The following is a 21,868-nucleotide window of genomic DNA, read 5'->3' as shown; positions in this document are numbered from 1 at the left end:
AAACAGACTGTTGTACACGTTGAAACATCCGCTTCTGAAATAACCGGTGAACTTAACCATCCCACAACACCGGCCTATATATAAATCAGCCCTTGCAACATCAATATTGCAAGGGCTGACACTATATTCGGATTATCTTTCGATTAGTCCAGTTGAGCCAATTTGTTCTCTGAACCAAGCACGTTGATGATTTTATGCTTGTACAGTTTTTCCATATTGTCACGAGCCGGGCCCAGATACTTACGCGGGTCGAATTCTGCCGGTTTTTCAGCAAATGTCTTGCGGATAGCAGCTGTCATAGCCAGACGTGAGTCAGAGTCGATGTTGATTTTGCAAACTGCAGACTTGGCAGCCTTACGCAACTGCTCTTCGGGGATACCGATAGCAGCTTCCAATTTGCCACCATACTTGTTGATAGTATCAACTTCTTCCTGAGGAACTGAAGAAGAACCGTGAAGAACGATGGGGAATCCCGGGAGTTTCTCCATTACTGCATCCAGAACGGCAAATTCCAGAGGAGGAGGAACCAGACGACCGGTAGCAGGGTCAACGTGGCATTGTTCGGGTTTGAACTTGTATGCACCATGAGAAGTACCGATTGAGATAGCCAGTGAATCGCAACCTGTACGGGTAGCGAAGTCAATAACTTCTTCAGGATTAGTATATGTATGGTGTTCTGCAGAAACTTCATCTTCTACACCGGCCAATACACCGAGTTCGCCTTCTACAGTTACGTCGAACTGATGAGCATAATCAACTACCTTCTTAGTCAGTGCAACGTTTTCTTCGTACGGAAGGTGTGAACCGTCAATCATTACTGAAGAGAAACCGGAGTCGATACAGCTCTTGCAAGTTTCGAATGTATCTCCATGGTCGAGGTGAAGAACAATTTCAGGATGTTTGCAACCCAATTCCTTAGCGTACTCAACAGCACCCTGAGCCATGTAACGCAACAGCGTAGCGTTGGCATACTGACGGGCACCCTTAGATACCTGAAGAATAACCGGAGACTTTGTTTCAACTGCAGCCTTGATGATAGCCTGCATCTGTTCCATATTGTTGAAGTTGAATGCCGGAATAGCATATCCACCTTTGATAGCCTTAGCAAACATCTCTCTTGTGTTTACCAGTCCTAAATCTTTGTAATTAACCATTTTGTTTAAATTTTATTGTTAGTGAATTAAAATTCTACGCAAAAGTAATCATTATCCTTTAAAGTAAAGAACTTGAGAGGAATAAAATATCCGGCTCATCCTACCAAATCCATTCTATTTTAAAGCTATTGGCTTCATTTAACAGATTATTGTAATCTCTATATTACAAACTCTTTGCATTTATCTCTGCCAGCCATACTTTTGCCATCTATACTTCTATCAACAAAAAAGCCGGAGAACATGTTTGCTCTCCGGCATCTGTTTACACATTATTATGTAATACTAATTTTTCAGATAGATGATGGTCGGCAAATGGTCACTGTAGCCGTTCAGCCAAGTCCTGCCTCCATGCGTACGCAAGGGGGAACCTTTGTATTTGCCATCCTGCTGAATCAGATAATCGCGGATGAAAACTTCATTGTGGTCATAGCGCAACCCTTTCTTAGCCTTCAGCAACGGTTTCGAAATGACAATCTGGTCAAACAAGTTCCACTTGCCCCGATAGAGCAATGTCCCCACTCCCTTGTCTTCCAGTGTCTCCCACCAGGGATTGTAGAATTCGCCTTTCTTCACCTGCTTCGGATATTTGCGTGCACCCAGCACCTCCATGCTTTCATCCATCGGGTCGTCATTCATATCCCCCATCACGATGAGCTTCAGCTTCTTGTCGCTACGCATCAGAGAGTCCTTCAAGGCCTTTACTTGCCTGGCTGCATGCACACGCACCGGTGACTTCGCCCCACGGGAGGGCCAGTGGTTCACTATCACGCAGACACGCTCTCCCGCCAGTTGTCCGTCCACAATCAGGAAGCCGCGCGTCAAGTGCACCGTATCCCCCTCAAAAGGAGTAGAAAGCACCAACTTCGAGTGGGTAACGCTGAACTGCTTCGGGTCGTACAGCAAGGCACAGTCTATACCCCGTCTGTCCGGTCCTTCATAATGCACGAACTCATAATTGGAAATGGCCGGCTGCTTCACGAGGTCTTCCAGCACCCGGCTGTTCTCTGCCTCTGCCACACCGATGAATGCCGGACCTTCCGGCACTAAATCACGCGAAAGGGACCCCAACACTTTGGAAAGGTTCTGCAGCTTGGACTCATACTTCTTTGCCGTCCACTGGTAACTGCCGTCAGGCAGGAACTCATAGTCATTCTTACCTGCATCATGAATCGTATCAAATAAGTTCTCAAGATTGTAGAACGCAACACTATACAGTTTCCGTTCCGCATTTTGTGCCCCCAGCGTTGCCACGCACAGCCAGAAAGAGCATAAGACAAGTAGTTTCCTCATAAATTCACAAGATTAAGTCCTGCAAAAATCAGAAATAAAATGCGATAAACCTACTAAATAAAAATAAATCTGAATTTATTTTGTAGAGTCTCCAACTTGCACTATCTTTGCGCTCTGAAAAGAAGACCATTACACTATTTATTACCAAAATAGTAACAGAATATAAATTTTTAAAAGAAAATATCAAAATGAAAAAAGGTATTCATCCTGAAAATTACCGTCCGGTAGTATTTAAAGATATGTCAAATGGTGATGTATTCTTGTCTCGTTCCACTTGCAACACGAAAGAGACTATCGAATTCGAAGGTGAAACTTATCCGCTGGTAAAGCTGGAAATCTCCAGCACCTCTCACCCGTTCTACACAGGTAAGTCTAAGCTGGTTGACACCGCCGGTCGTGTTGATAAGTTCATGAGCCGCTACGGTAACCGTAAGAAATAATCAGTTTTCAAGCAAACTGAAAAAAGGGAGTCTTTCACTGAAAGGTTCCCTTTTTTGTTTCTGCCTCCCGCTGAGCGATAAATAGGGAATCTCCTATCACAGAATAGGGGAAAAAACAAGAAAGGGGAAAAACACTTTCCTATTTTTGTATCATCGAAACCGAAAACATACCATAATCATGAAACGACTCACCACCCTATTCATCCTGACAATCCTTGTCACAACGGCAGGATTTGCCAAACCCAAGCACAAGGACTTAAGCGGAAACATCGCCATCAAAGGAGAATTGACAAAAGAGTACCAGCAATCTCCCGCCGGTACCCCGGTCATTATCCGCCGGGTTGTCAAAATGAACAATCCCGGTGAAAACAGCGACAACATTTACTATGCCGTCGAAGTGAACGGCATACAAGAGACCATTCCTTCGGATGAGATGGGTATCATTGCCATATCCGCTCCGGAAACGGACCGGGAATTCTGGCAGCAAATATACCTGAAGAATCATCTTTACGAATATTTCAACGACCGCGGTTACAAGCACAAACTGCGCCAGGAAATCGACGAAGAATGCCTGGACTATCTCGATAAACTGAACGAGATAGCCTATCAGGACGACTACATAACCTCGTACGTACAAGGAATATTCTCCAAACTGAATGCCACCACCATTGACAGCAATCGTGGAGAGAGCCTGAACATACGTATCATCCAGTCGCCCGAACCAGATGCCTTCATGCTTCCCAACGGCTCCATGGTTATCAGTACGGGCCTCCTCTGCACTCTTGATTCCGAAGACGAACTGGCTGCCGTCATCGCATGTGAGCTGGGGCATTTCGTCCTCGACCATCAGGTAAACAACATTTACCGTGCCGAACGGCGTGCCAAGCGTGCGGCTTTCTGGGCAGATGTCTTTGCCACTACCGCCAGCGCAGCCCTCGATGTGGCCTACTGGGACGATAATGAAGATGCTTATGCCGTCAGTCTGGTGGCAGATATCGGAGCCATCGCTTCCCTTTTGAGCATTCCGGCAACGGACCGGTTGGGGATGAAATACAAAACTTCCCAGGAAATCTCTTCAGACCGCCTTGCGCGCCAACTTCTGGCATTCAAGGGCTATAATCCCGACGGAATCGCATCGGCCCTCAGTAAAATTATAGGGTATTACAACCTGCACCAGCGCAACAAGGACATTCCTCGCTACGGCAGCATCGGCGACCTGCAAAAGCGTATAGAAAAGGCCGGTGAATCCCATAGCTTGAGTGCCCGCCCCTACCTACGGACTACCAGCGATGTCGTTTCTTTCAACGCAAGTATGAACTACGCCAACAAGCGCTATAAGGAAACTGCCCGGCTGATACGCAAGAACATTGACAACAGACTAGCCACGGACAATGACTACATCATCCTGGTAAAAGCGGAAATGGCACTGTCTAATACGGAAGAAGTGAACAACCGCTGCCTCGCCATGCTTGATAAAGCCCAGGAGATGGCAGGAACAAGCCCCAATCTGGACATATATAAACAAAAAATACTATTATTGATGCGCATGAACAAACAAGCCCAAGCCACCGATATACTGAAAGAATACATCATCTTGCTTTCGGCCTACGAAGGCCAGGGCATAGAAGGAACCGAAAAGGAATGGACCAATAAAGAGATAGGTTGGGCAAACCAAATGCTGGATAGGATAAGCAGAATATAGAGAAAGGAATAACTAAGAATAAAGAATGAAGAATTTGTCATGCGGCATCATTGCGCAGCCAAATTCTTCATTCTCAGTCATTTATTCAAACTACTATTTGCGGAACGGCGGCTTCACAACCACAGCTTTCAGCTTACGTCCCCGCATGTCAATGCAGATTTCCGTACCGACCTTGCTGTATTCGGGTCTGATATACCCCATTCCGATACCAATCTTACGGGTAGGCGACATAGTTCCGGAGGTAACCACACCGATGGCAATACCGTCTGTACTATACAGCTCGTAACCATGACGGGGGATACCGCGGTCTATCATCTCAAATCCCACCAACTTACGGGTAGTGCCTTCCGCTTTCTGTTTTTCCAGCATCGGGCGATTGGTGAAGTTCTTTCCCTCCACAAACTTGGTAATCCATCCTAAACCCGCTTCAATGGGCGAAGTGGTGTCATCCAAATCATTGCCATACAAACAGAAGCCCATTTCCAGACGAAGCGTATCACGTGCACCCAGACCAACTGGCTTAATGCCGAACTCCGCGCCTGCCTCGAACACGGCATCCCAAATCTTCATGGCAGCCTCCGGATAGAAGTAAAGCTCAAAACCACCCGCACCGGTATATCCGGTATTGGAGATAATGACATCCTTTTCTCCGGCAAACTCACCGTGGGTAAAAGTATAGTAAGGAAGGTCGGAAAGATTAATGGAAGTCAGCTTCTGCAAAGCCTGAATAGCCTTCGGTCCTTGCACAGCAAGCTGTGCCATGTGCTCGGAAGCATTTTCCAATTCAGCGCCTTCCGTGTTATGAGACACACACCAGTTCCAGTCTTTCTCAATGTTCGACGCATTCACGACAAGCAGGTATTTCTCCGGCTCATAATGATAGACCAGAAGGTCGTCCACAATGCCTCCATTTTCATTTGGGAAGCAGGTATACTGTACTTTCCCCGGTGTGAGGGCAGCTATGTTATTGGAAGTCACTTTCTGCAGAAAGTCCAAAGCATGGGGACCTTTCACCCAAAATTCTCCCATGTGTGAGACGTCGAATACACCGACACCCTGACATACTGTAAGATGCTCGTCAATGATGCCGGAATACTCGATAGGCATATTATATCCCGCAAACTCGTGCATCTTGGCACCCAGCGAGATGTGTTTTTCGGTAAACGGAGTGGTTTTCATGGAACTATTAGAGTTATGAGTTATGAATTATCTATTTGCTTGCTACGAGCTCGGCAATCTTGACGATGACGTTCATGGCTTTCTCCATGTTCTGGATAGGCACGAACTCATAGCGGCCGTGGAAGTTCAAGCCACCGGCAAAGATATTGGGACAAGGCAGGCCCTTGAAAGAGAGCTGGGCGCCGTCCGTACCTCCGCGAATGGCTTTTACACGAGGCTCTACACCTACCGCCTTCATGGCGGCAAAAGCGGTGTCGATGATATGCATCACCGGTTCAATCTGCTCGCGCATATTATAGTATTGGTCGCGAAGTTCCAGAGTAGCGGTACCCGGACCGTATTCTTCATTGATTTTTGCCACAAGACGTTCCATCTCCTTCTTGCGCTCTTCGAAGCGGGTGCGGTCGTGGTCACGGATAATGTAAGAGACTGTTGTCTGCTCCACCTCGCCGGTAATACCTATCAGATGATAGAAACCTTCGTAACCTTCGGTATGCTCCGGAGCCTCGTCAGCCGGAAGCATGGACATGAAACGGTTGGCAACGCGGATAGAGTTAATCATCTTATTCTTGGCATAGCCCGGATGCACATTCCGTCCCTTGAAGCTTATCTTGGCAGAGGCCGCATTGAAGTTCTCGAATTCAAGTTCACCCACTTCTCCGCCATCCATGGTATAGGCCCATTCGCAGCCGAACTGCGCTACATTGAACTTATGGGCACCCAGACCGATTTCCTCATCCGGATTAAAGCCGATACGGATTTTACCGTGCTTGATTTCGGGGTGCTCCTTCAGATATACCACCGCCGATACAATTTCGGCAATACCGGCTTTATCATCGGCACCAAGCAAGGTCTTGCCGTCGGTCACAATCAAATCTTCCCCTTGATGGTCGAGCAGTTCGGGGAACTGGGCAGGAGAAAGAACCACATTCTCTTCGGCGCAAAGAACAATGTCCTTACCGTCATAATTCTGCACGATACGCGGAGAAACATTCTTGCCACTCATATCGGGGCTTGTATCCATGTGGGCAATAAAGCCGATGACGGGCAACGGCTTGTCTGTATTGGCAGGAAGAGTGGCGAACAGATAACCATTTTCGTCCAACGTGATTTCTTCCAGACCCAAAGTTTCCAATTCTTCTTTCAGATACCGGGCAAACACCATTTGCCCCGGAGTACTCGGAGTAATCTCAGTCTCTTCACTGGACTGAGTATCGAAGCTTACGTACTTTAAAAAACGTTCTACTAAAGTCATGATGAATAATGATTAGTGATTAATGGTTAGTGATTAATGGTCAGTGATTAGTAATTGGCGAAAAGCATTATCCGAATGGCATTAATCATTAATCACTAATCATTAACCACTATTTTGTGCTGTAAAGATAAAAAAAGGGGCGTGAACTGCCAAGCAATTCACGCCTCTTTTTTATTTCTTAAGGACAAAATGTCAATCAAAAATGGCTGCTACCATCAAAACAATGCGTACATATCTTACACTTAGGCAATCCGATAGCCTCAACCAGAGTTTCCAACGTATTGAACTTCAAGGATGAAAGTCCGAAACGCTCGCGGATAACGTCCACCATCTTTTCGTATTCGGGTGAGCCGGTAGTGGCATACTTATCGAGATTCTTATTCTCGTCACCCTCCAGTTCCTTGATGACACGACGGGTAATCAGTTCCATGTCGCTTTTGGAAGCCGTGAATCCTACAAACGGGCAGCTATATATCAATGGAGGACAAGCAATCCGGATATGCACCTCCTTGGCACCATACTCATACAGCACCTTCACATTGTCGTGCAACTGGGTCCCCCGGACAATAGAGTCATCACAGAACAGCAGACGCTTACCCTCGAGCATGGCACGATTGGGAATCAGCTTCATCTTTGCCACCAGCGAACGCAATTCCTGCTTGCTGGGAGTAAAACTACGAGGCCAAGTCGGAGTATATTTGGAAATGGCACGATGATAAGGAACTCCTTTACCTTCGGCATACCCAAGCGCCATACCTACACCCGAATCAGGAATACCGCAGGCACAATCCACCTCTGACTTATCTGTCTGTGCCATCTTGAAACCGGAGGCAAAACGCACTTCCTCCACATTCTTACCTTCGTAGCAGGAAGTGGGGAAACCGTAATATACCCATAGGAAGGAACAAATCTGCATTCCCTCATCAGGCTTGCGCATCTGTTCCACACCATCGGCACGCAGGCGAACAATCTCTCCGGGTCCCAAATAACGGTCTATCTCATAACCAAGATTCGGAAAGCTGCTCGACTCACTTGTGGCGGCATACGCTCCGTCTTTCTTGCCAATCACAATCGGAGTACGTCCCCAGCGGTCGCGAGCGGCAATGATGCCGTCTTCCGTCAATAACAGCATGGAGCAGGAACCTTTGATATGCTTATACACATTTTCAATTCCTTCGACAAATGTCTTTCCTTGTATAATAAGGAGGGCGATAAGTTCCGTCTGATTGGTTTTGCCCGAACTGAGTTCGGCGAAGTGCATGTTTTGGGCCAACAGTTTTGTTTCCAGTTCTTGCAGATTTACTATTTTGGCTACCGTTACAATGGCAAAGCGACCGAGGTGGGAGTTAAGGATAAGGGGTTGAGGGTCTGTGTCACTGATGATTCCTATTCCGGAATTTCCTTTGAACTTATCCAGTTCATCCTCAAACTTCGTGCGGAAATAAGTGCTTTCCAGATTGTGAATGGAACGGGTAAACTGCTCCGTTTCTGCATCGTATGTAGCCAACCCACCACGTTTTGTCCCTAAATGTGAATTATAATCTGTGCCGTAAAACAAATCTGCCACACAGCTTGTTGCCTTGGCGACTGTTCCGAAAAAACCTCCCATAAGTTCTGTTTTGTTATTGGTTTCTAAAATTAACGGATGCAAAGGTATGAAGAATTTGCGAAATTCGGGCAGATTTGAAATGAATAAAAAAGGCAATATATTTCTTGCCCACAATAGAAGTTATATTATTGGAAACATATACTTTTGTGATCGAAACCAAACAACTGTATAATGGGAGAAACCGCAAATATTATAATAGCCGATACTCTTCAAGGTCTGGGGACGGACGCATACAGTGGCTATCTTGCACACGCCCTCTGTCTGTCAGGAATCTGCCGATTGAAGTACAATGGAGAGGAGCGCGAGCTACGTGCCGGCGACCTGATGATTGTCCGCAAAGGAAAACTGGTAGAGAAAATTCAACCTTCAGAAGATTTTCGCGTAAAGGTCATCTATATCGCATCGGGCTTTGTGGTGCTGAGTACACCACAGAACAACTACGGCATGAAAGGGCAACTTTCCCTATTTCTCAATCCTATCATGTCCCTGACTACCGAACAGCAAGAGCTATGTCTCCGGGATTTTGAACAAGTGGAATACAGACTCCGGAATACAGACCATCATTTCCATCGCGATATGCTTATCGCCTCCACACAGATGTTGATACTCGACTTCTTCGATTTCCACTCCCATCTATATGGCGAGGACAATATCTCTGTACAAAATGCTTCCATCATGAGCCATTTCCTCAACATGCTGGAGAACGGAACTTTCCGCGAGCATCGTGAAGTGACCTATTATGCCGACTGCCTATGTGTCACCTCCAAATATCTTTCGGAAGTTTCCAAGAAAGTAAGCGGTTATACAGCAAACTACTGGATAAACCGTTATACCACACTCGACATCTCGCGTTTGCTGCGCGACAAATCACTAACGTTCGTCCGTATTTCCGATATGTTCGGTTTTTCCTCTCCTGCTTATTTTAGCCGTTACGTACAACAACATCTGGGTGTAAATCCGACAAAATACAGAGGTTAATGATTATAGTTTTTGATTGTTTGCCCGTTTCAGATCTATTAGCGAAATATGCTCATTACGATAGCGGGCATTGGGGTTCTTCTCCGTTCCGTCAGGAAAAGAGCCATCTTCCTGCTTTATGAACTGAATAGCCTTCTGCGGACAATTCTGTATGCAGGCAAAACAGAACTCGCAGTCACCGGACGTCTTCACTCCTCTCGACGTCAGCTCATAATTGCCGCGCGGACAAACGTAGGTGCAGATGCCACAGTCAATACAAGCATCAGTCACGGTAAAGAACTTCTCGCTTTTCATCAGGAAGCCCACCTCGGGGTCGAGTCCACTCCGCTGCATAAAACCTTGGTGCTGTTGCCGTTCCTCCTCCGTCACCGGTTCGTGCCAATGCTGCCGACTGTTGATATCTGCCGTTATCTTCTGCAAGTTCTCGGGGATGTGCTTGTCTATCTTGAGTTGCTCGTTCATGTCGAAGTTGGGTAGCCAGTTATCCACCATGATGATAGTGTTGATATAGTCGAACGCATTGTCGGCTTTACGGGATATACGGTCCCAAATCTCTACCGCATCGCACTTCCTTGCACCATAGGTGAGGACAGCAAACTTGTATTCTGCCTTCAGTTTTGCTTTCTGAATGAACTGCCGTACCATATAGGGAGGCATATGACCGTAGATGGGATAAACGATGCCGATTTCATCTGCCTCAAATTCATACTTCCCCCGTTTCACCATCTGAGGGATACTCAACAATTCTGCGTTCTCTCCAGCCAACTGACGGGCGATGTAAAGACTGTTACCCGTTCCGGTAAAATAAAAGATGATACGCTTACTCCTTTTTGTTTCGCAGGATGCCAACGAGAGTAGGCCGGAAGATGCGATAGCACCGCTCATCACGGCAAATCCCATACGCTTTAAAGCCTCCCGACGACTGATTTTCTTATCCGTATTCATATCTCTGATTTTTAATGATTATGCAATCTGTTATCTGAGTGCAAAAATAAAGGTTTCCCCAAAGAACGGACTTACCAAAAACTCGGGTCTTGATGCTATTTTTACGGTATAAGAATGAGCTTACCCTAACACAAAAAAAGCCCCGCAAAGATTGGACTTCTGCGGGGCCTCACTAATGCCTAATAAAAACTCTTTCTACCCTAAATTATCTCCACTTCTTCACAGCTTTCTTGTCAGCCGGAGTCGCTTCAATCAAGCTCAATGCAAAACCACCGCTACGCGCTTCCTTCACGGACATTTTGGTCTTGCTGGTTACGATACCCTTCTTTATCTGATAAGAAGTAGGGTTCTCCTTGTAATCAGCATCTTTACCGTCGGCATAGAGAGTGGCTACGTATTGCTTGCCCGGTTCAAGGAAGTCGAGCGTAAAGTTGGCTGTACGTGCATTCTCGTCTGTAATACCTCCAACAAACCAGTTGCCGGTTCCTTTTGCCTTACGGGCCACGGTAATGTAATCACCCGGTTCTGCTTCAATGTACTTGCTGTCGTCCCAGTCTACTGCCACATCCTTGATGAATTGGAAAGCATCCATGTGCTTTTCGTAGTTCTCAACCAAGTCGGCAGCCATCTGCAACGGGCTGTATAAAGTTACATACAGAGCGAGTTGCTTAGCAAGTGTAGTCTGCACTTGTCCGTGGGGCAAATCGCCCATAAAGTCAAGTTTGGTATCGAAGATACCCGGTGTATAATCCATCGGACCGCCAATCAAGCGGTTGAATGGAAGCAATGTGGTATGGAACGGTTTGCTACCGCCGAATGCCTCATATTCAGTTCCTCGTGCAGATTCGTTGCCAATCAAGTTAGGATAAGTACGGCACAAACCGGTAGGGCGTACAGCTTCGTGCGCATTTACACAAATTTTGTAGTTGGCTGCCTTCTTCACGGCATAGAGGTAGTGGTTGTTCAGCCATTGCCCATAATGATGTTCACCACGGGGAATCATATTACCTACATATCCGCTCTTCACGGCATTGTAGCCATTATCCACCATAAACTGATAGGCCTTGTCCATGTGACGTTCGTAGTTGCGCACCGAACCGGATGTCTCATGATGCATCATCAGCTTCACGCCTTTGCTCTTGGCATATTCATTCAGCATCTTCACGTCGAAATCGGGATAAGGGGTCACAAAATCGAATACATAATCCTTGGATTTGCCAAACCAGTCTTCCCAGCCTTCATTCCAGCCTTCTACCAATACTTGGTCCAGACCGTGCTCGGCTGCGAAGTCGATGTACTTTTTTACATTTTCGTTAGTGGCACCGTGACGGCCATTGGGCTTCATTTTGGAGTAGTCCACTTCACCCAGTTTGATGGAGGGAAGGTCGTCTGTATATGCCCAGGTGCTCTTACCTGCAATCATTTCCCACCATACACCTACGTATTTCACGGGCTTAATCCAGGAAACGTCCTCGTAAGCACAAGGTTCGTTCAAGTTCAGCGTGATTTTAGAGGCAAGGATGTCACGAGCATCGTCGCTTACGATAACCGTACGCCACGGTGACGTGCAGGGAGCTTGCAGATAACCTTTATCGCCTACTGCATCGGGAGTAAGCCAAGATTCAAAAACAAAATTCTTATCATCCAGGTTCAAGTGCATGCAAGAGTAATCCACCAAAGCAGCTTCGTGCAAGTTGATGTACAAGCCATCAGCAGTCTTCATCTGCAAAGAAGTCTGAACACCGGTGGGCGAAAACGGGGTTTGTGAAGAGTTAGGCGTAATGGCCCCTTTCATCAACCCGCGAATTTCAGAAAGTTTGGATTCTGTGTAATCATATTCCTGCGTATCGTAGTCGCCCGGAATCCAGAAGGCTGTGTGGTCGCCAGTCATGGCAAACTGAGTACGCTCCTCCTTAATCACGAAATAGTTCAGATTCTTCTGCAAAGGGAATTCATAGCGGAAGCCCATACCATCGTCGAACAAACGGAAGCGGATAATGATGTTCCTATCCTGCGCCTTTTGGTTGAGCGTCACAGCCAGCTCATTGTAGTGGTTACGGATTTGCTTTACTTCCCCCCATACCGGTTCCCAAGTCTCGTCGAAAGTGGAAGTCTTTGCATCCGCCAGCGTAAAGCCATTCATCAGACCGGGGTCGTTCTTCAGTTCGAGTCCTAATTTAGAAGGGTTAATCACCGGCTTTCCTTTGTAAGAAAGTTCGTAAACGGGTTCGCCTTGCGCATTTACCGAAAAATTCAATTGAAGTTGTCCGTTGGGAGAGGTAATACTCTCTGCCATTGCTACGCCGCTCACCAACAAAACGAGCAGGAAGCAGGCTAATTTTGTACAGATTGCTTTCATGTTTCTCATGCTATATTTATAAAATTATGTTCCAAATGCAAATATAAGCAGGAAAGAAATACGCTCTGACGCAATTAAATTAAAATTATGATGATTTGTCGGCAAACGTTTGCATGAAAGCCAGTTTCCCTTGAACAAAAACATTAGCCGTAAGCGCTACAACCGAAATAACACCATTGAACTCCTGAATTTTCCGGGTTGCCTCCAGCCCACCCATATTTCAAGATGCAAGATATAGAACGCGAACAACAAATTTCGGTGCCATAGATACAAAAGACAGACTTTACCATATAGCCTGGCATACAAAAAGTGATTACCTTTGCAATCAAAAACCATACCTATACATCCTATGGACAAAATACTGATAGCTATATTCCTTGGCGGCGGTACCGGCAGCGTACTGCGCTACTGCGTACAGATGATGCTCCACGAGCGCATCGTCCCCTACTCTTTCCCATGGGCTACGTTCACAGTCAATATCCTCGGAAGTTTCCTCATCGGGCTATTTTATACCTTATCTGCCCGTTTCAACCTTTCTACCGAAATACGGCTGTTGCTGACTACAGGTCTGTGCGGAGGATTCACCACCTTCTCCACTTTCAGCAATGACGGACTGATTCTGATAAAGCAAGGATTCTACGGAATGTTTGCCTTATATACCTTGTTAAGTATCACATTAGGAGTCCTTGCTGCTTTCGCCGGCGGTACCTTCGGACGCTGTATATAACTCCAAACACCCCCTATGAAACCCAGTAAACCTTTTGTCATGCCTCCCGTACGCATCATTCCTCCTACCTTAGAGGGACAAAAGCCCCCTAAGAGGTATCGACCTAAGCGACTCTCACATAAGAGGTATACGCCTTAATCTACTTGACATACGGGGAACCATCGCCAATACTTCCCAAACCATGGACCTGACTACACTTCTCAGCATTACAATAAAGGATTAAAAACGAAAAACAATTCCCTATTTTCAATTGTTAGTAAGATAGTTTATAATTAAAATTGACTGAATATGAAAATAGAGAAGATTATCGGACGTGAAATCCTCGATTCAAGAGGTAACCCAACTGTAGAAGTAGACGTAACCTTGGAATCCGGCTTCATAGGCCGTGCATCTGTCCCGTCAGGAGCATCCACGGGAGAACACGAAGCATTGGAACTGCGTGACGGTGACAAAAAACGTTACGGAGGCAAAGGTGTCCTGAAAGCCGTGAACAATATCAATAATATCATTGCTCCCAAGCTCATCGGTATGTCCGCCCTCGACCAGATGGGTATCGACCATGCCATGCTTGCACTGGACGGAACCAAAACGAAAGCCAATCTGGGTGCCAATGCCATCCTCGGCGTATCTCTTGCCGTGGCCAAGGCTGCCGCCGCTTACCTCGACATCCCACTCTACCGATATATCGGTGGTACAAATACCTATGTGATGCCCGTACCGATGATGAACATCATCAACGGCGGTTCGCACAGTGACGCTCCCATTGCTTTCCAGGAATTCATGATACGCCCCGTAGGTGCTACTTCCTTCCGCGAAGGTCTGCGTATGGGTGCCGAAGTGTTCCATGCACTGAAGAAAGTCCTGAAAGACCGTGGCCTCAGCACAGCAGTAGGCGATGAAGGAGGTTTTGCTCCTAATCTGGAGGGTACAGAAGATGCCTTGAACTCCATCATTGCCGCCATCAAGGCTGCCGGATACGAACCGGGCAAAGATGTAATGATTGCCATGGACTGCGCTTCTTCCGAGTTCTACCATGACGGCATCTACGATTATACTAAATTCGAAGGCGAAAAAGGAAAGAAGCGTACAGCCGACGAACAGATTGACTATCTGGAAGAGTTAATCAACAAGTATCCCATCGACTCTATCGAAGACGGCATGAGCGAAAACGACTGGGACGGCTGGAAAAAACTGACCGACCGTATCGGTAACCGTTGCCAGTTGGTAGGAGACGATTTGTTCGTCACCAATGTGGACTTCCTTGCAATGGGTATCGAAAAAGGTTGCGCCAACTCCATATTGATTAAAGTAAACCAGATAGGTTCGTTGACCGAAACACTGAACGCCATCGAAATGGCACACCGCCACGGATATACTACCGTAACTTCCCATCGTTCCGGTGAAACGGAAGATTCGACTATCGCAGACATAGCCGTAGCTACCAACAGTGGACAAATCAAGACCGGTTCACTGAGCCGTTCAGACCGTATGGCAAAATACAACCAACTTCTTCGTATCGAAGAAGAGCTGGGAAGCAATGCGGTGTATGGATATAAGAAAGTGATAGGTGATGAGTGATTTGCCGGTGTCTTTCTTTACCGGAAGACAGAGCTTATAAAGAAAAAAGCATTTATTAAATGTAAGAAGGGGCGAACCGTCACAGTCCGCCCCTTCTCTTTTTAACCTTAAATCAACAATCAATCTACTACCTTAAAGAAAACTGCTTCTCCACTTTGGCTATCCGGTGCCACCCAAAGAGCAAAGTCTCCGACTTCCACCGTCTTCACCATATCTATATTCCAGAAAGCAAGTTCACTTATCGGAAGTTCAAACGATACATTTTTCTTCTCGCCCGGCTTCAATGTGATGCGAGCAAAGCGTTTCAGCTCCCTCACCGGACGGGTCACCGAAGCGAACTTGTCCTGCACGTAAAGCTGGGCTACCTCAGTACCTTCATACTTTCCGGTATTCTCAAGGTCGAAAGTCACAGTCAGCACATCTTCCTTCTTCAGATTGGCTGACGAGAGTTTCACATTATCATATTTGAACGTCGTATACGACAGACCGTAGCCAAAAGGATACAGCGGATCGAAACCAGCATCCATATAGAAAGAGGTACATCCCAACGAAGTCTGCCCCGCTTCCAACGGAATGTCATTCAGCAAAACCTCATTCCGCGTAGCCGGACGTCCGGAACTGTTATGAGCATAATAAACCGGTATTTGTCCTACCATCTTCGGGAACGTCACCGGAGTCTTGCCACTTGGCACAGCCTTGCCCCACAACAAGTCGGCCAATGCCGGTCCTCCCATAGTTCCGGGATGGAACGAATAAAGTACAGCAGACGAGAGTTCGACTTCCTTTCCTATGGTCAACGGACGCCCTGCCATTACGACAGTAACCACCGGTTTTCCTGTTTTCGCCAAAGCGGCAATCAGTTCGCTTTGCGCACCTTGCAGGTTCAAGTCGGCCAGACAATGCGCCTCTCCTGAAAGAATAGCCTCTTCGCCTACAAACGCCAAAATAACATCAGCACGTGCAGCGGCAGCAGCGGCTTTGGCAACACCTGCCATATTCTTGTCACGGCTATAAGTCAGACCGGGCTCGTATATCACCTGCACTTTGTCCCCCACCAGTTCCTTGATAGCCTTCAACGGTGTCACGGTTTTTGTCTTGTCACCATCAAATATCCAGGTACCCAATTGGTCATAAGGTGCATTTGCCATCGGACCTACCACAGCAACCGTCTTTACCGAAGATTGCAGAGGCAATGTCTCCTTTTCGTTCTTCAGCAAGATGGCCGATTCCACAGCAGCTTTCTTGGCAGCCTCCAGATGAGAAGGAGCATAAAGTTCCTCTATACGTTTCTCATCTACATAAGGGTTATCAAACAATCCTAAACGGTACTTGACGCGCAGAATATTCCGCACTGCATCATCTATAGCAGATTCCTTGACTTTTCCTTCTTTTATCAACTCCGGCAGTTCCTTGACAAACGTATAGCTGACCATCTCCATATCCACACCGGCATTCACCGCCTTCATTGCTGCCTCTTTAAAATCGGCAGCAAAGCCATGTGCCATCATTTCGGCTACCGAAGCCCAGTCTGACACTACTATTCCATCAAATCCCCATTCACCACGAAGCACATCTTTCAAAATAAAAGTGTTTCCGGTAGACGGTGCTCCATCATTGTCATTGAACGAAGTCATGAAAGTAGCTGCTCCTGCCTTGGCTACAGCTTCAAAAGGAGGAAGGTATACATCCCTCAAACGACGCTCCGGAATGAAAGTGGAATTATAATCACGCCCGCCCTCGGCAGCACCATAACCTACAAAATGTTTAGGACATGCGGCTATGGAAGTCGGACTGTTCAGCGAATCTCCCTGGAAACCTTCGACCATAGCAACACCCATCACTGAAGTCAAATAAGTATCTTCGCCACATCCTTCGGCCATACGCCCCCAACGGGGATCGCGAGCCACATCTATCATCGGTGCAAATGTCCAGCGGATACCCACGGCAGAAGCCTCCACAGCCGCTACCCGTGCACCATCCTTAGCCACCTGCGGGTTGAAAGATGCCGCTTGTCCCAAGGGAATAGGAAATATGGTCTTGAAACCATGGATCACATCACGCGCCATCAGCAAGGGGATGCCCAAGCGGGACTCCTCCATTGCCACACGCTGCAAGGCATTGACACGCACCGGATCTACTTCATTCAGGATAGACCCGACTTCACCTTTCTTTATCAATCCGCTCATATCCTCTATGTTACCATAAGAAGAAATCTGGTTCATCTGCCCAATTTTTTCTTCCAATGTCATACGGGACAACAGCGCTTCTATTTTCTGCTCGATGACTGCGTCATTTTTTGTATCCTGCACTTGAGTACAAGATATAAAAGGAAGCAGCAATAAACAAGCAGAGAGCATTTTCATTGTTTTCATCTTTAATCTATTACTTGAAATGGAACATTTGCTGTAGAGACAAAACCCGTATTATCAAGTATATATACGTACAAACGATATTCCCCGGGAACTTTAATCATAGTCTCATACACATTCTTGTCTGACACGGCCACGTCACCCATTCTTTCCGGACGTGGTTCATAAGAACCTCCAAAACCCAAGACTGTAGCCTCTTTCAGTACTTCCCACACATAAGTCAAAGAATCATTCTCCTTATCTGTGACGGAAACCTCCGCTTTAAATAAAGTACCTGCTTTGATACGGACATTATCAATGGCACTTTTACCATTGATAGTCATGCCCCGAACTATCGGAGCCGTTTCATCCAATTCCTTGCCGGTCCACACTCTTTGCATAGCCTCCACCATAGGAGTCTTTTCTCCTTTCAGAGGCAGCATATCCACCGTGTCTTCTACAAACATACTGAACCAAGTAGGCGTACGTTCTTCTTTTTGTCCCCACAAGAATACAAAAGAGCCCAAGCAACGGGTATTGGCAGAAATATATTGCGTATAACGCTCTTCGTATACCTGCCGTTTTTCTTCACTGGTTTGCTCTATGGGTGCCTTCCACTCGGTTGACGCTGTTTCCCACCAACCGGTCGGTCCCCACTCGGTAATCATAAATGCACCCTTGTAGTCCGACCGGTCAACAACAGCCTGCACCTCTCCCATCGGACCATATACATTGATGCCCACATAATCGAGAGACGGAGCATACTTTGCCACAGAGTCCAATGCCGACGGATTGTAGGAAATCACTGTCGAAACCAGATGACGCTTGTCTATCGACTTAATCAGCTGTGCCAGTTCTTCCACAAAATTCCATGCGGCAGCTATATTGGCATTTCCCAACTCAATTTCATTGCCAATACCCCAAGCCAGCAAACTCGTATCATTCTTGAACGTTTCTGCCAACAAGCGGACTTCTTCGCGCATCTTGTTCTTATATTCATCATCGTAATAGCGTATGGAGTCTTTGGTCATGCCTATTCCCTGCATTACGTACATGTTGTGCTCTGAAGCCAATGCCAGGTTTTTCTTTATCTCCTCCACATTACCTCCCCAGGTTCTGAAGGCATTGGCACCACTCTGGGCGGCAATGTCTAACCGATATGTGCCGCCTACGCCTTTAATATAGGTTTCTCTTCCGTCAATGGAAAGTTTATAACCGTCTGCCGCTTTCTCTATTACAATGCCGTCTAAAGAAGAAGAAGAACAGGCAGACAACAAAACTAAACAGATAAAAATAAATATTTTTTCTTTTTTCATTATCAATTGTTCTAAAGCATAAGGTATGCTATGTTATAAATAAAAAAAGCATTTAACCTTCATTTTCAAACTTCATTAAAAAACAGTTCTACTTCTTCTGAAATACACGTACATAATCCACCTTCATCGTTACAGGAAGAGCAGATTCATCCACACCGTTCATTCCACCCCAATCACCGCCCCAAGCCAGATTCAGAATGGGATAGAAAGCATAATGGAAAGGCCATTGATTATGACCAGCTCCCAATTGTTGTTTGGTAACAGCCAACTGTACCTTGCCATCCACGTATGTAGTGATGGCATCTTCTGTCCACTCTAAAGCATAGAGATGAAATTCTCCTTCTGCCTGTTCTATAGTCATGGCATGTGTTTTCTGCGTACCTATAGTATGATTATAATCTTGCGTATGGATAGACGAAGAGACTTCGTTGGGCACGACTCCCACTTCCTCCATAATGTCTATTTCACCACACATGGGCCATGGATTAGTATTCCAGTCATTATCAACTGGCATCATCCAAAAAGCCGGCCACGTCCCCTTGCCTTCAGGCAACATGATACGTGCTTCAAAGTAACCGTATTTCCAACCAGTATTCACTTTAGCATACACACGACCAGAGTAAATTTTACCATCGGAGCCTTTGAAACAATTTATATTCAACTTACCGTCCACAAGTTCTGTCACACGCTTTCCGTCAGCGGAACCATTAACGTAATTCTGAAGTTCATTGTTTACCCACCCTGCTCCTTGAACTTCGTGTGTCCAGTCATTGCCGAGAGATATACCCTCATTAAATTCATCATGCCAAACCAACCGATACCCCTCAGGAATATTGATATCCAGATCTTCAGCCGATTCTTGAATAACTGTTACCGTTGCTTTCTCTGCACCAGCCACAACCTCAACTGTGCCCGTACGGGAAATCTTTGCATCATTAGCTAAAGTGGTCACAACAATCTCCTCACCGTTTTTTTCTGCGCTAATCCAACTATCATTGGATTTCACATTCCATTCGCCAGAAGCAATAACAGATAAGACAAAATTTTCTCCTACAGAATTAGAATACAACTCAGTCTGTGACACTGATAAAGGAGCCGCTTGCGTAAGAGGAATAGATACACGAGTAGCACCAGATTTAACCACCACTGTACCAGTACGAGAAGTAGTACCCGTATGAGCACTGACTATAACTGTCGCTGTGCCTTGGCTAGAAGAAGAACCTATTACATTTACTTTGACCCATGAACTGCAATCATCAGAGGCAAAAGCTGTCCACTCTTTACCGGAACAAACCACATTCACCACATATTGGCTAGCTTGTGCAACAGCCTCTATCTTTTCAGGAGAACATTTAATGGTAACATCCTCGGATTGCGGTTCCTTGCCATCGTTACTGCCACAAGCAATCAACGAAAACAAAAGAATAGATAATAGACAATAGTATTTCATATATATTTCTTTATAACATAAGTAGAGAAAAAGGGAAAGGATGAAATTCCAGCAATTGCCAAGATAACACACATCCTTCCCCCCCTTTTATAATTCACTGTTTTTTAGTAGACCAATATCCTATCCAATACTAGTCTTCAATCTCTATGAGTCTGGAAAATAATATCCTTAATAGTCACTTTTGTGTCAGCAGGATTTCCACCAAAATCCAAGACTAAAGATATAGCATGCATATCTTTAGGCGCCTTTTTATTTGCAACCCAAAATTTATTATCTTCATTACCCAACAAATCCGTCTGTTCTGCAAAGAAGAAATTGTCATCATGTTTGACATCAGGTTCATCAGTCTGAACCAGTTTTACTGTCACTCCCTTCAAATCAGTACTAGGATTTAGAGTGACACAGAAATCATAGGCAGTTTCTGTATCGGCTGACAAATCTGTAACAAACGAGAACTGGTTCTGCCATTGTGCTTCAGTAGCATCAGGGAAAGTGAGTGTATAAGCATTTCCATCCACCACCAAATCAGGATTAGGTCTAGCACTCCAATCCGGGTTTGCATAGAAGAAAGTATTGGTAAAGGTTGCCCCGTTCCAAAGATTGTCTTCACTATCCACCTTTACCCAAGAAGGTTCAGGCTCTTGTACTTCAGGAATTTCCGTACCGTCATCATTAGCATGGTCTTTCAAGACAAAGCTTTCCAAAGTAATATCCGTATTAGCTTCATTACCACCAAAATCAAGTGCAAACTTCAAGTCGGTAATATTCACACCGGGTACGTTACTGAACCATATACATTTGGGCTCATTAGCATCTAAAGCCACACGCTGCATATTGATAAACGTATTGTCATCCCCCTTCTGCTGTACTTTAACCGTCACGCCCGGATGTTTGGTAGTAGAAGTAATTATCACTGAAAAATCATAGGTTTTATCCACAGACAAAGCAATTGCCTTATCCAATTCCACATGCATCTGAGCTTGCCACTGATCGGTAGTAGCTTCCGGTAAGGAAACAACAAATGCACCATTCTGATAAGTATATTTTGGATCTGCAATCTGCCCCCATCCTGGAGCATAGTAGAAAGATGCCACATTGAAAGTTACTCCCTTAAACATGTTAAATTCACTATCTTCCACAAAACCACCAAAACCGTTCATAATAGTCTTCTCTATTTCAAAGGTTTTAGTTATCGAACCATCACTGATGCCATTTGCGTTCTTTACTTTACATTCTACTGTATATGAACCTTTTTTACGATAATATTTAGAAAAGCCATATGAGGCTTGATAAGCGCCGTCAATTATCCAAATCGGAGACACTCCAGGAGCAGAAGTAAATTCAAAGTTTGCATAATTGGTTGTCTGATCTACAGTAACTTTAAAGTTATCAGTATAATCCGATGCTTGTGGGATATTGCCATTGGCTCCCGTAAAATCTTCAGGCGAACATGAAGTCATTGCAAAACCAGCAACCAACACGCCTGCTATATATTTAAATATATTTTTCATATCAATTATTTGTTAATGGAGTTATGG

General features: G+C 45.7%; 16 protein-coding genes. 5 read left to right on the top strand and 11 right to left on the bottom strand.

Translation table 11 applies throughout. From position 1 onward, the window contains the following. Positions 1-143: 143 nt before the first annotated feature. Positions 144-1,154: a class II fructose-bisphosphate aldolase gene (locus ITJ87_RS09705; protein WP_005826798.1), complete on the bottom strand. Its 1,011-nt coding sequence runs from the start codon at positions 1,152-1,154 to the stop codon at positions 144-146. A gap of 282 nt (positions 1,155-1,436) precedes the next feature. Then, positions 1,437-2,444, bottom strand: coding sequence for an endonuclease (locus ITJ87_RS09700; RefSeq protein WP_005835947.1), 1,008 nt, complete (start codon positions 2,442-2,444; stop codon positions 1,437-1,439). A 188-nt stretch (positions 2,445-2,632) separates the two neighbouring features. On the opposite strand from ITJ87_RS09700, the gene ITJ87_RS09695 reads away from it, so the two are divergent. Both ITJ87_RS09695 and ITJ87_RS09690 read left to right on the top strand, forming a co-directional pair. Continuing rightward, on the top strand, positions 2,633-2,884 hold the full coding sequence (locus ITJ87_RS09695; protein ID WP_005835945.1) for a type B 50S ribosomal protein L31: 252 nt from the start codon (positions 2,633-2,635) through the stop codon (positions 2,882-2,884). 178 nt (positions 2,885-3,062) lie between these two features. Beyond that, a complete protein-coding gene (locus tag ITJ87_RS09690) occupies positions 3,063-4,586 on the top strand; it encodes a M48 family metallopeptidase (protein ID WP_117965507.1) in 1,524 nt (507 codons plus the stop codon). A 93-nt stretch (positions 4,587-4,679) separates the two neighbouring features. Here ITJ87_RS09690 and gcvT read toward each other — a convergent pair whose 3' ends face one another. The 3 genes from gcvT to ITJ87_RS09675 all read right to left on the bottom strand — a co-directional run bounded on the left by gcvT (position 4,680) and on the right by ITJ87_RS09675 (position 8,629). After that, entirely contained in the window at positions 4,680-5,765 is a 1,086-nt protein-coding gene (gcvT, locus tag ITJ87_RS09685; RefSeq protein WP_195690923.1) for a glycine cleavage system aminomethyltransferase GcvT, read from the bottom strand. 31 nt (positions 5,766-5,796) lie between these two features. Then, positions 5,797-7,020 carry a peptidase T gene (pepT, locus tag ITJ87_RS09680; protein ID WP_005826807.1) on the bottom strand — a complete coding sequence of 408 codons (1,224 nt, stop codon included), beginning with the start codon at positions 7,018-7,020 and terminating at the stop codon, positions 5,797-5,799. Between the two features lie 196 nt (positions 7,021-7,216). Further along, positions 7,217-8,629 (bottom strand): amidophosphoribosyltransferase, encoded by a 1,413-nt coding sequence (locus tag ITJ87_RS09675; RefSeq protein WP_005826808.1) that lies wholly within the window; start codon positions 8,627-8,629, stop codon positions 7,217-7,219. Positions 8,630-8,800: 171 nt separating this feature from the next. Between ITJ87_RS09675 and ITJ87_RS09670 the strand changes: the two genes are divergently transcribed. Beyond that, the gene (locus ITJ87_RS09670) at positions 8,801-9,607 is read left to right on the top strand and encodes a helix-turn-helix domain-containing protein (protein ID WP_117965509.1); all 807 of its coding nucleotides are present in this window, start codon (positions 8,801-8,803) and stop codon (positions 9,605-9,607) included. Between the two features lie 3 nt (positions 9,608-9,610). Here ITJ87_RS09670 and ITJ87_RS09665 read toward each other — a convergent pair whose 3' ends face one another. Both ITJ87_RS09665 and ITJ87_RS09660 read right to left on the bottom strand, forming a co-directional pair. Then, positions 9,611-10,552 carry an EFR1 family ferrodoxin gene (locus tag ITJ87_RS09665; RefSeq protein WP_022402055.1) on the bottom strand — a complete coding sequence of 314 codons (942 nt, stop codon included), beginning with the start codon at positions 10,550-10,552 and terminating at the stop codon, positions 9,611-9,613. A 205-nt stretch (positions 10,553-10,757) separates the two neighbouring features. Continuing rightward, positions 10,758-12,920, bottom strand: a complete 2,163-nt coding sequence (locus tag ITJ87_RS09660; protein ID WP_196096218.1) for a glycoside hydrolase family 97 protein — start codon at positions 12,918-12,920, stop codon at positions 10,758-10,760. A gap of 340 nt (positions 12,921-13,260) precedes the next feature. Between ITJ87_RS09660 and crcB the strand changes: the two genes are divergently transcribed. Together crcB and eno are read left to right on the top strand one after the other, a co-directional pair. Then, positions 13,261-13,638 (top strand): fluoride efflux transporter CrcB, encoded by a 378-nt coding sequence (gene crcB, locus ITJ87_RS09655; RefSeq protein WP_117600732.1) that lies wholly within the window; start codon positions 13,261-13,263, stop codon positions 13,636-13,638. A 288-nt stretch (positions 13,639-13,926) separates the two neighbouring features. Beyond that, positions 13,927-15,216 (top strand): phosphopyruvate hydratase, encoded by a 1,290-nt coding sequence (gene eno / locus ITJ87_RS09650; RefSeq protein WP_117600731.1) that lies wholly within the window; start codon positions 13,927-13,929, stop codon positions 15,214-15,216. 119 nt (positions 15,217-15,335) lie between these two features. Here eno and bglX read toward each other — a convergent pair whose 3' ends face one another. The 4 genes from bglX to ITJ87_RS09630 all read right to left on the bottom strand — a co-directional run bounded on the left by bglX (position 15,336) and on the right by ITJ87_RS09630 (position 21,841). After that, complete coding sequence (bglX, locus tag ITJ87_RS09645) at positions 15,336-17,588, bottom strand: beta-glucosidase BglX (protein WP_117600730.1); 2,253 nt, start codon at positions 17,586-17,588, stop codon at positions 15,336-15,338. Positions 17,589-17,590: 2 nt separating this feature from the next. Next, a complete protein-coding gene (locus tag ITJ87_RS09640) occupies positions 17,591-18,880 on the bottom strand; it encodes a glycoside hydrolase family 2 TIM barrel-domain containing protein (protein ID WP_117965511.1) in 1,290 nt (429 codons plus the stop codon). An 88-nt stretch (positions 18,881-18,968) separates the two neighbouring features. Beyond that, a complete protein-coding gene (locus ITJ87_RS09635) occupies positions 18,969-20,330 on the bottom strand; it encodes a family 16 glycosylhydrolase (RefSeq protein ID WP_117965513.1) in 1,362 nt (453 codons plus the stop codon). A gap of 137 nt (positions 20,331-20,467) precedes the next feature. Then, positions 20,468-21,841, bottom strand: a complete 1,374-nt coding sequence (locus ITJ87_RS09630) for a hypothetical protein (protein WP_117600727.1) — start codon at positions 21,839-21,841, stop codon at positions 20,468-20,470. Positions 21,842-21,868: the final 27 nt, after the last annotated feature.

It is taken from the genome of Bacteroides sp. HF-162 (genome assembly GCF_015679285.1).
Classification (GTDB): Bacteria; Bacteroidota; Bacteroidia; order Bacteroidales; family Bacteroidaceae; genus Bacteroides; species Bacteroides uniformis.
Note: the sequence above shows the minus strand (reverse complement) of the source record. Positions and strands in the feature narration are given on the sequence as shown.

Bases quoted from the DNA above. Each gene is read 5' to 3' on its own strand.
- crcB (WP_117600732.1), top strand. From the start codon at position 13,261: ATGGACAAAATACTGATAGCTATATTCCTTGGCGGCGGTACCGGCAGC.
- gcvT (WP_195690923.1), bottom strand. From the start codon at position 5,765: ATGAAAACCACTCCGTTTACCGAAAAACACATCTCGCTGGGTGCCAAG.
- ITJ87_RS09690 (WP_117965507.1), top strand. From the start codon at position 3,063: ATGAAACGACTCACCACCCTATTCATCCTGACAATCCTTGTCACAACG.
- ITJ87_RS09635 (WP_117965513.1), bottom strand. From the start codon at position 20,330: ATGAAATACTATTGTCTATTATCTATTCTTTTGTTTTCGTTGATTGCT.
- bglX (WP_117600730.1), bottom strand. From the start codon at position 17,588: ATGAAAACAATGAAAATGCTCTCTGCTTGTTTATTGCTGCTTCCTTTT.
- ITJ87_RS09700 (WP_005835947.1), bottom strand. From the start codon at position 2,444: ATGAGGAAACTACTTGTCTTATGCTCTTTCTGGCTGTGCGTGGCAACG.
- ITJ87_RS09705 (WP_005826798.1), bottom strand. From the start codon at position 1,154: ATGGTTAATTACAAAGATTTAGGACTGGTAAACACAAGAGAGATGTTT.
- ITJ87_RS09630 (WP_117600727.1), bottom strand. From the start codon at position 21,841: ATGAAAAATATATTTAAATATATAGCAGGCGTGTTGGTTGCTGGTTTT.
- eno (WP_117600731.1), top strand. From the start codon at position 13,927: ATGAAAATAGAGAAGATTATCGGACGTGAAATCCTCGATTCAAGAGGT.
- ITJ87_RS09665 (WP_022402055.1), bottom strand. From the start codon at position 10,552: ATGAATACGGATAAGAAAATCAGTCGTCGGGAGGCTTTAAAGCGTATG.
- ITJ87_RS09640 (WP_117965511.1), bottom strand. From the start codon at position 18,880: ATGAAAAAAGAAAAAATATTTATTTTTATCTGTTTAGTTTTGTTGTCT.
- ITJ87_RS09670 (WP_117965509.1), top strand. From the start codon at position 8,801: ATGGGAGAAACCGCAAATATTATAATAGCCGATACTCTTCAAGGTCTG.
- ITJ87_RS09660 (WP_196096218.1), bottom strand. From the start codon at position 12,920: ATGAGAAACATGAAAGCAATCTGTACAAAATTAGCCTGCTTCCTGCTC.
- pepT (WP_005826807.1), bottom strand. From the start codon at position 7,020: ATGACTTTAGTAGAACGTTTTTTAAAGTACGTAAGCTTCGATACTCAG.
- ITJ87_RS09695 (WP_005835945.1), top strand. From the start codon at position 2,633: ATGAAAAAAGGTATTCATCCTGAAAATTACCGTCCGGTAGTATTTAAA.
- ITJ87_RS09675 (WP_005826808.1), bottom strand. From the start codon at position 8,629: ATGGGAGGTTTTTTCGGAACAGTCGCCAAGGCAACAAGCTGTGTGGCA.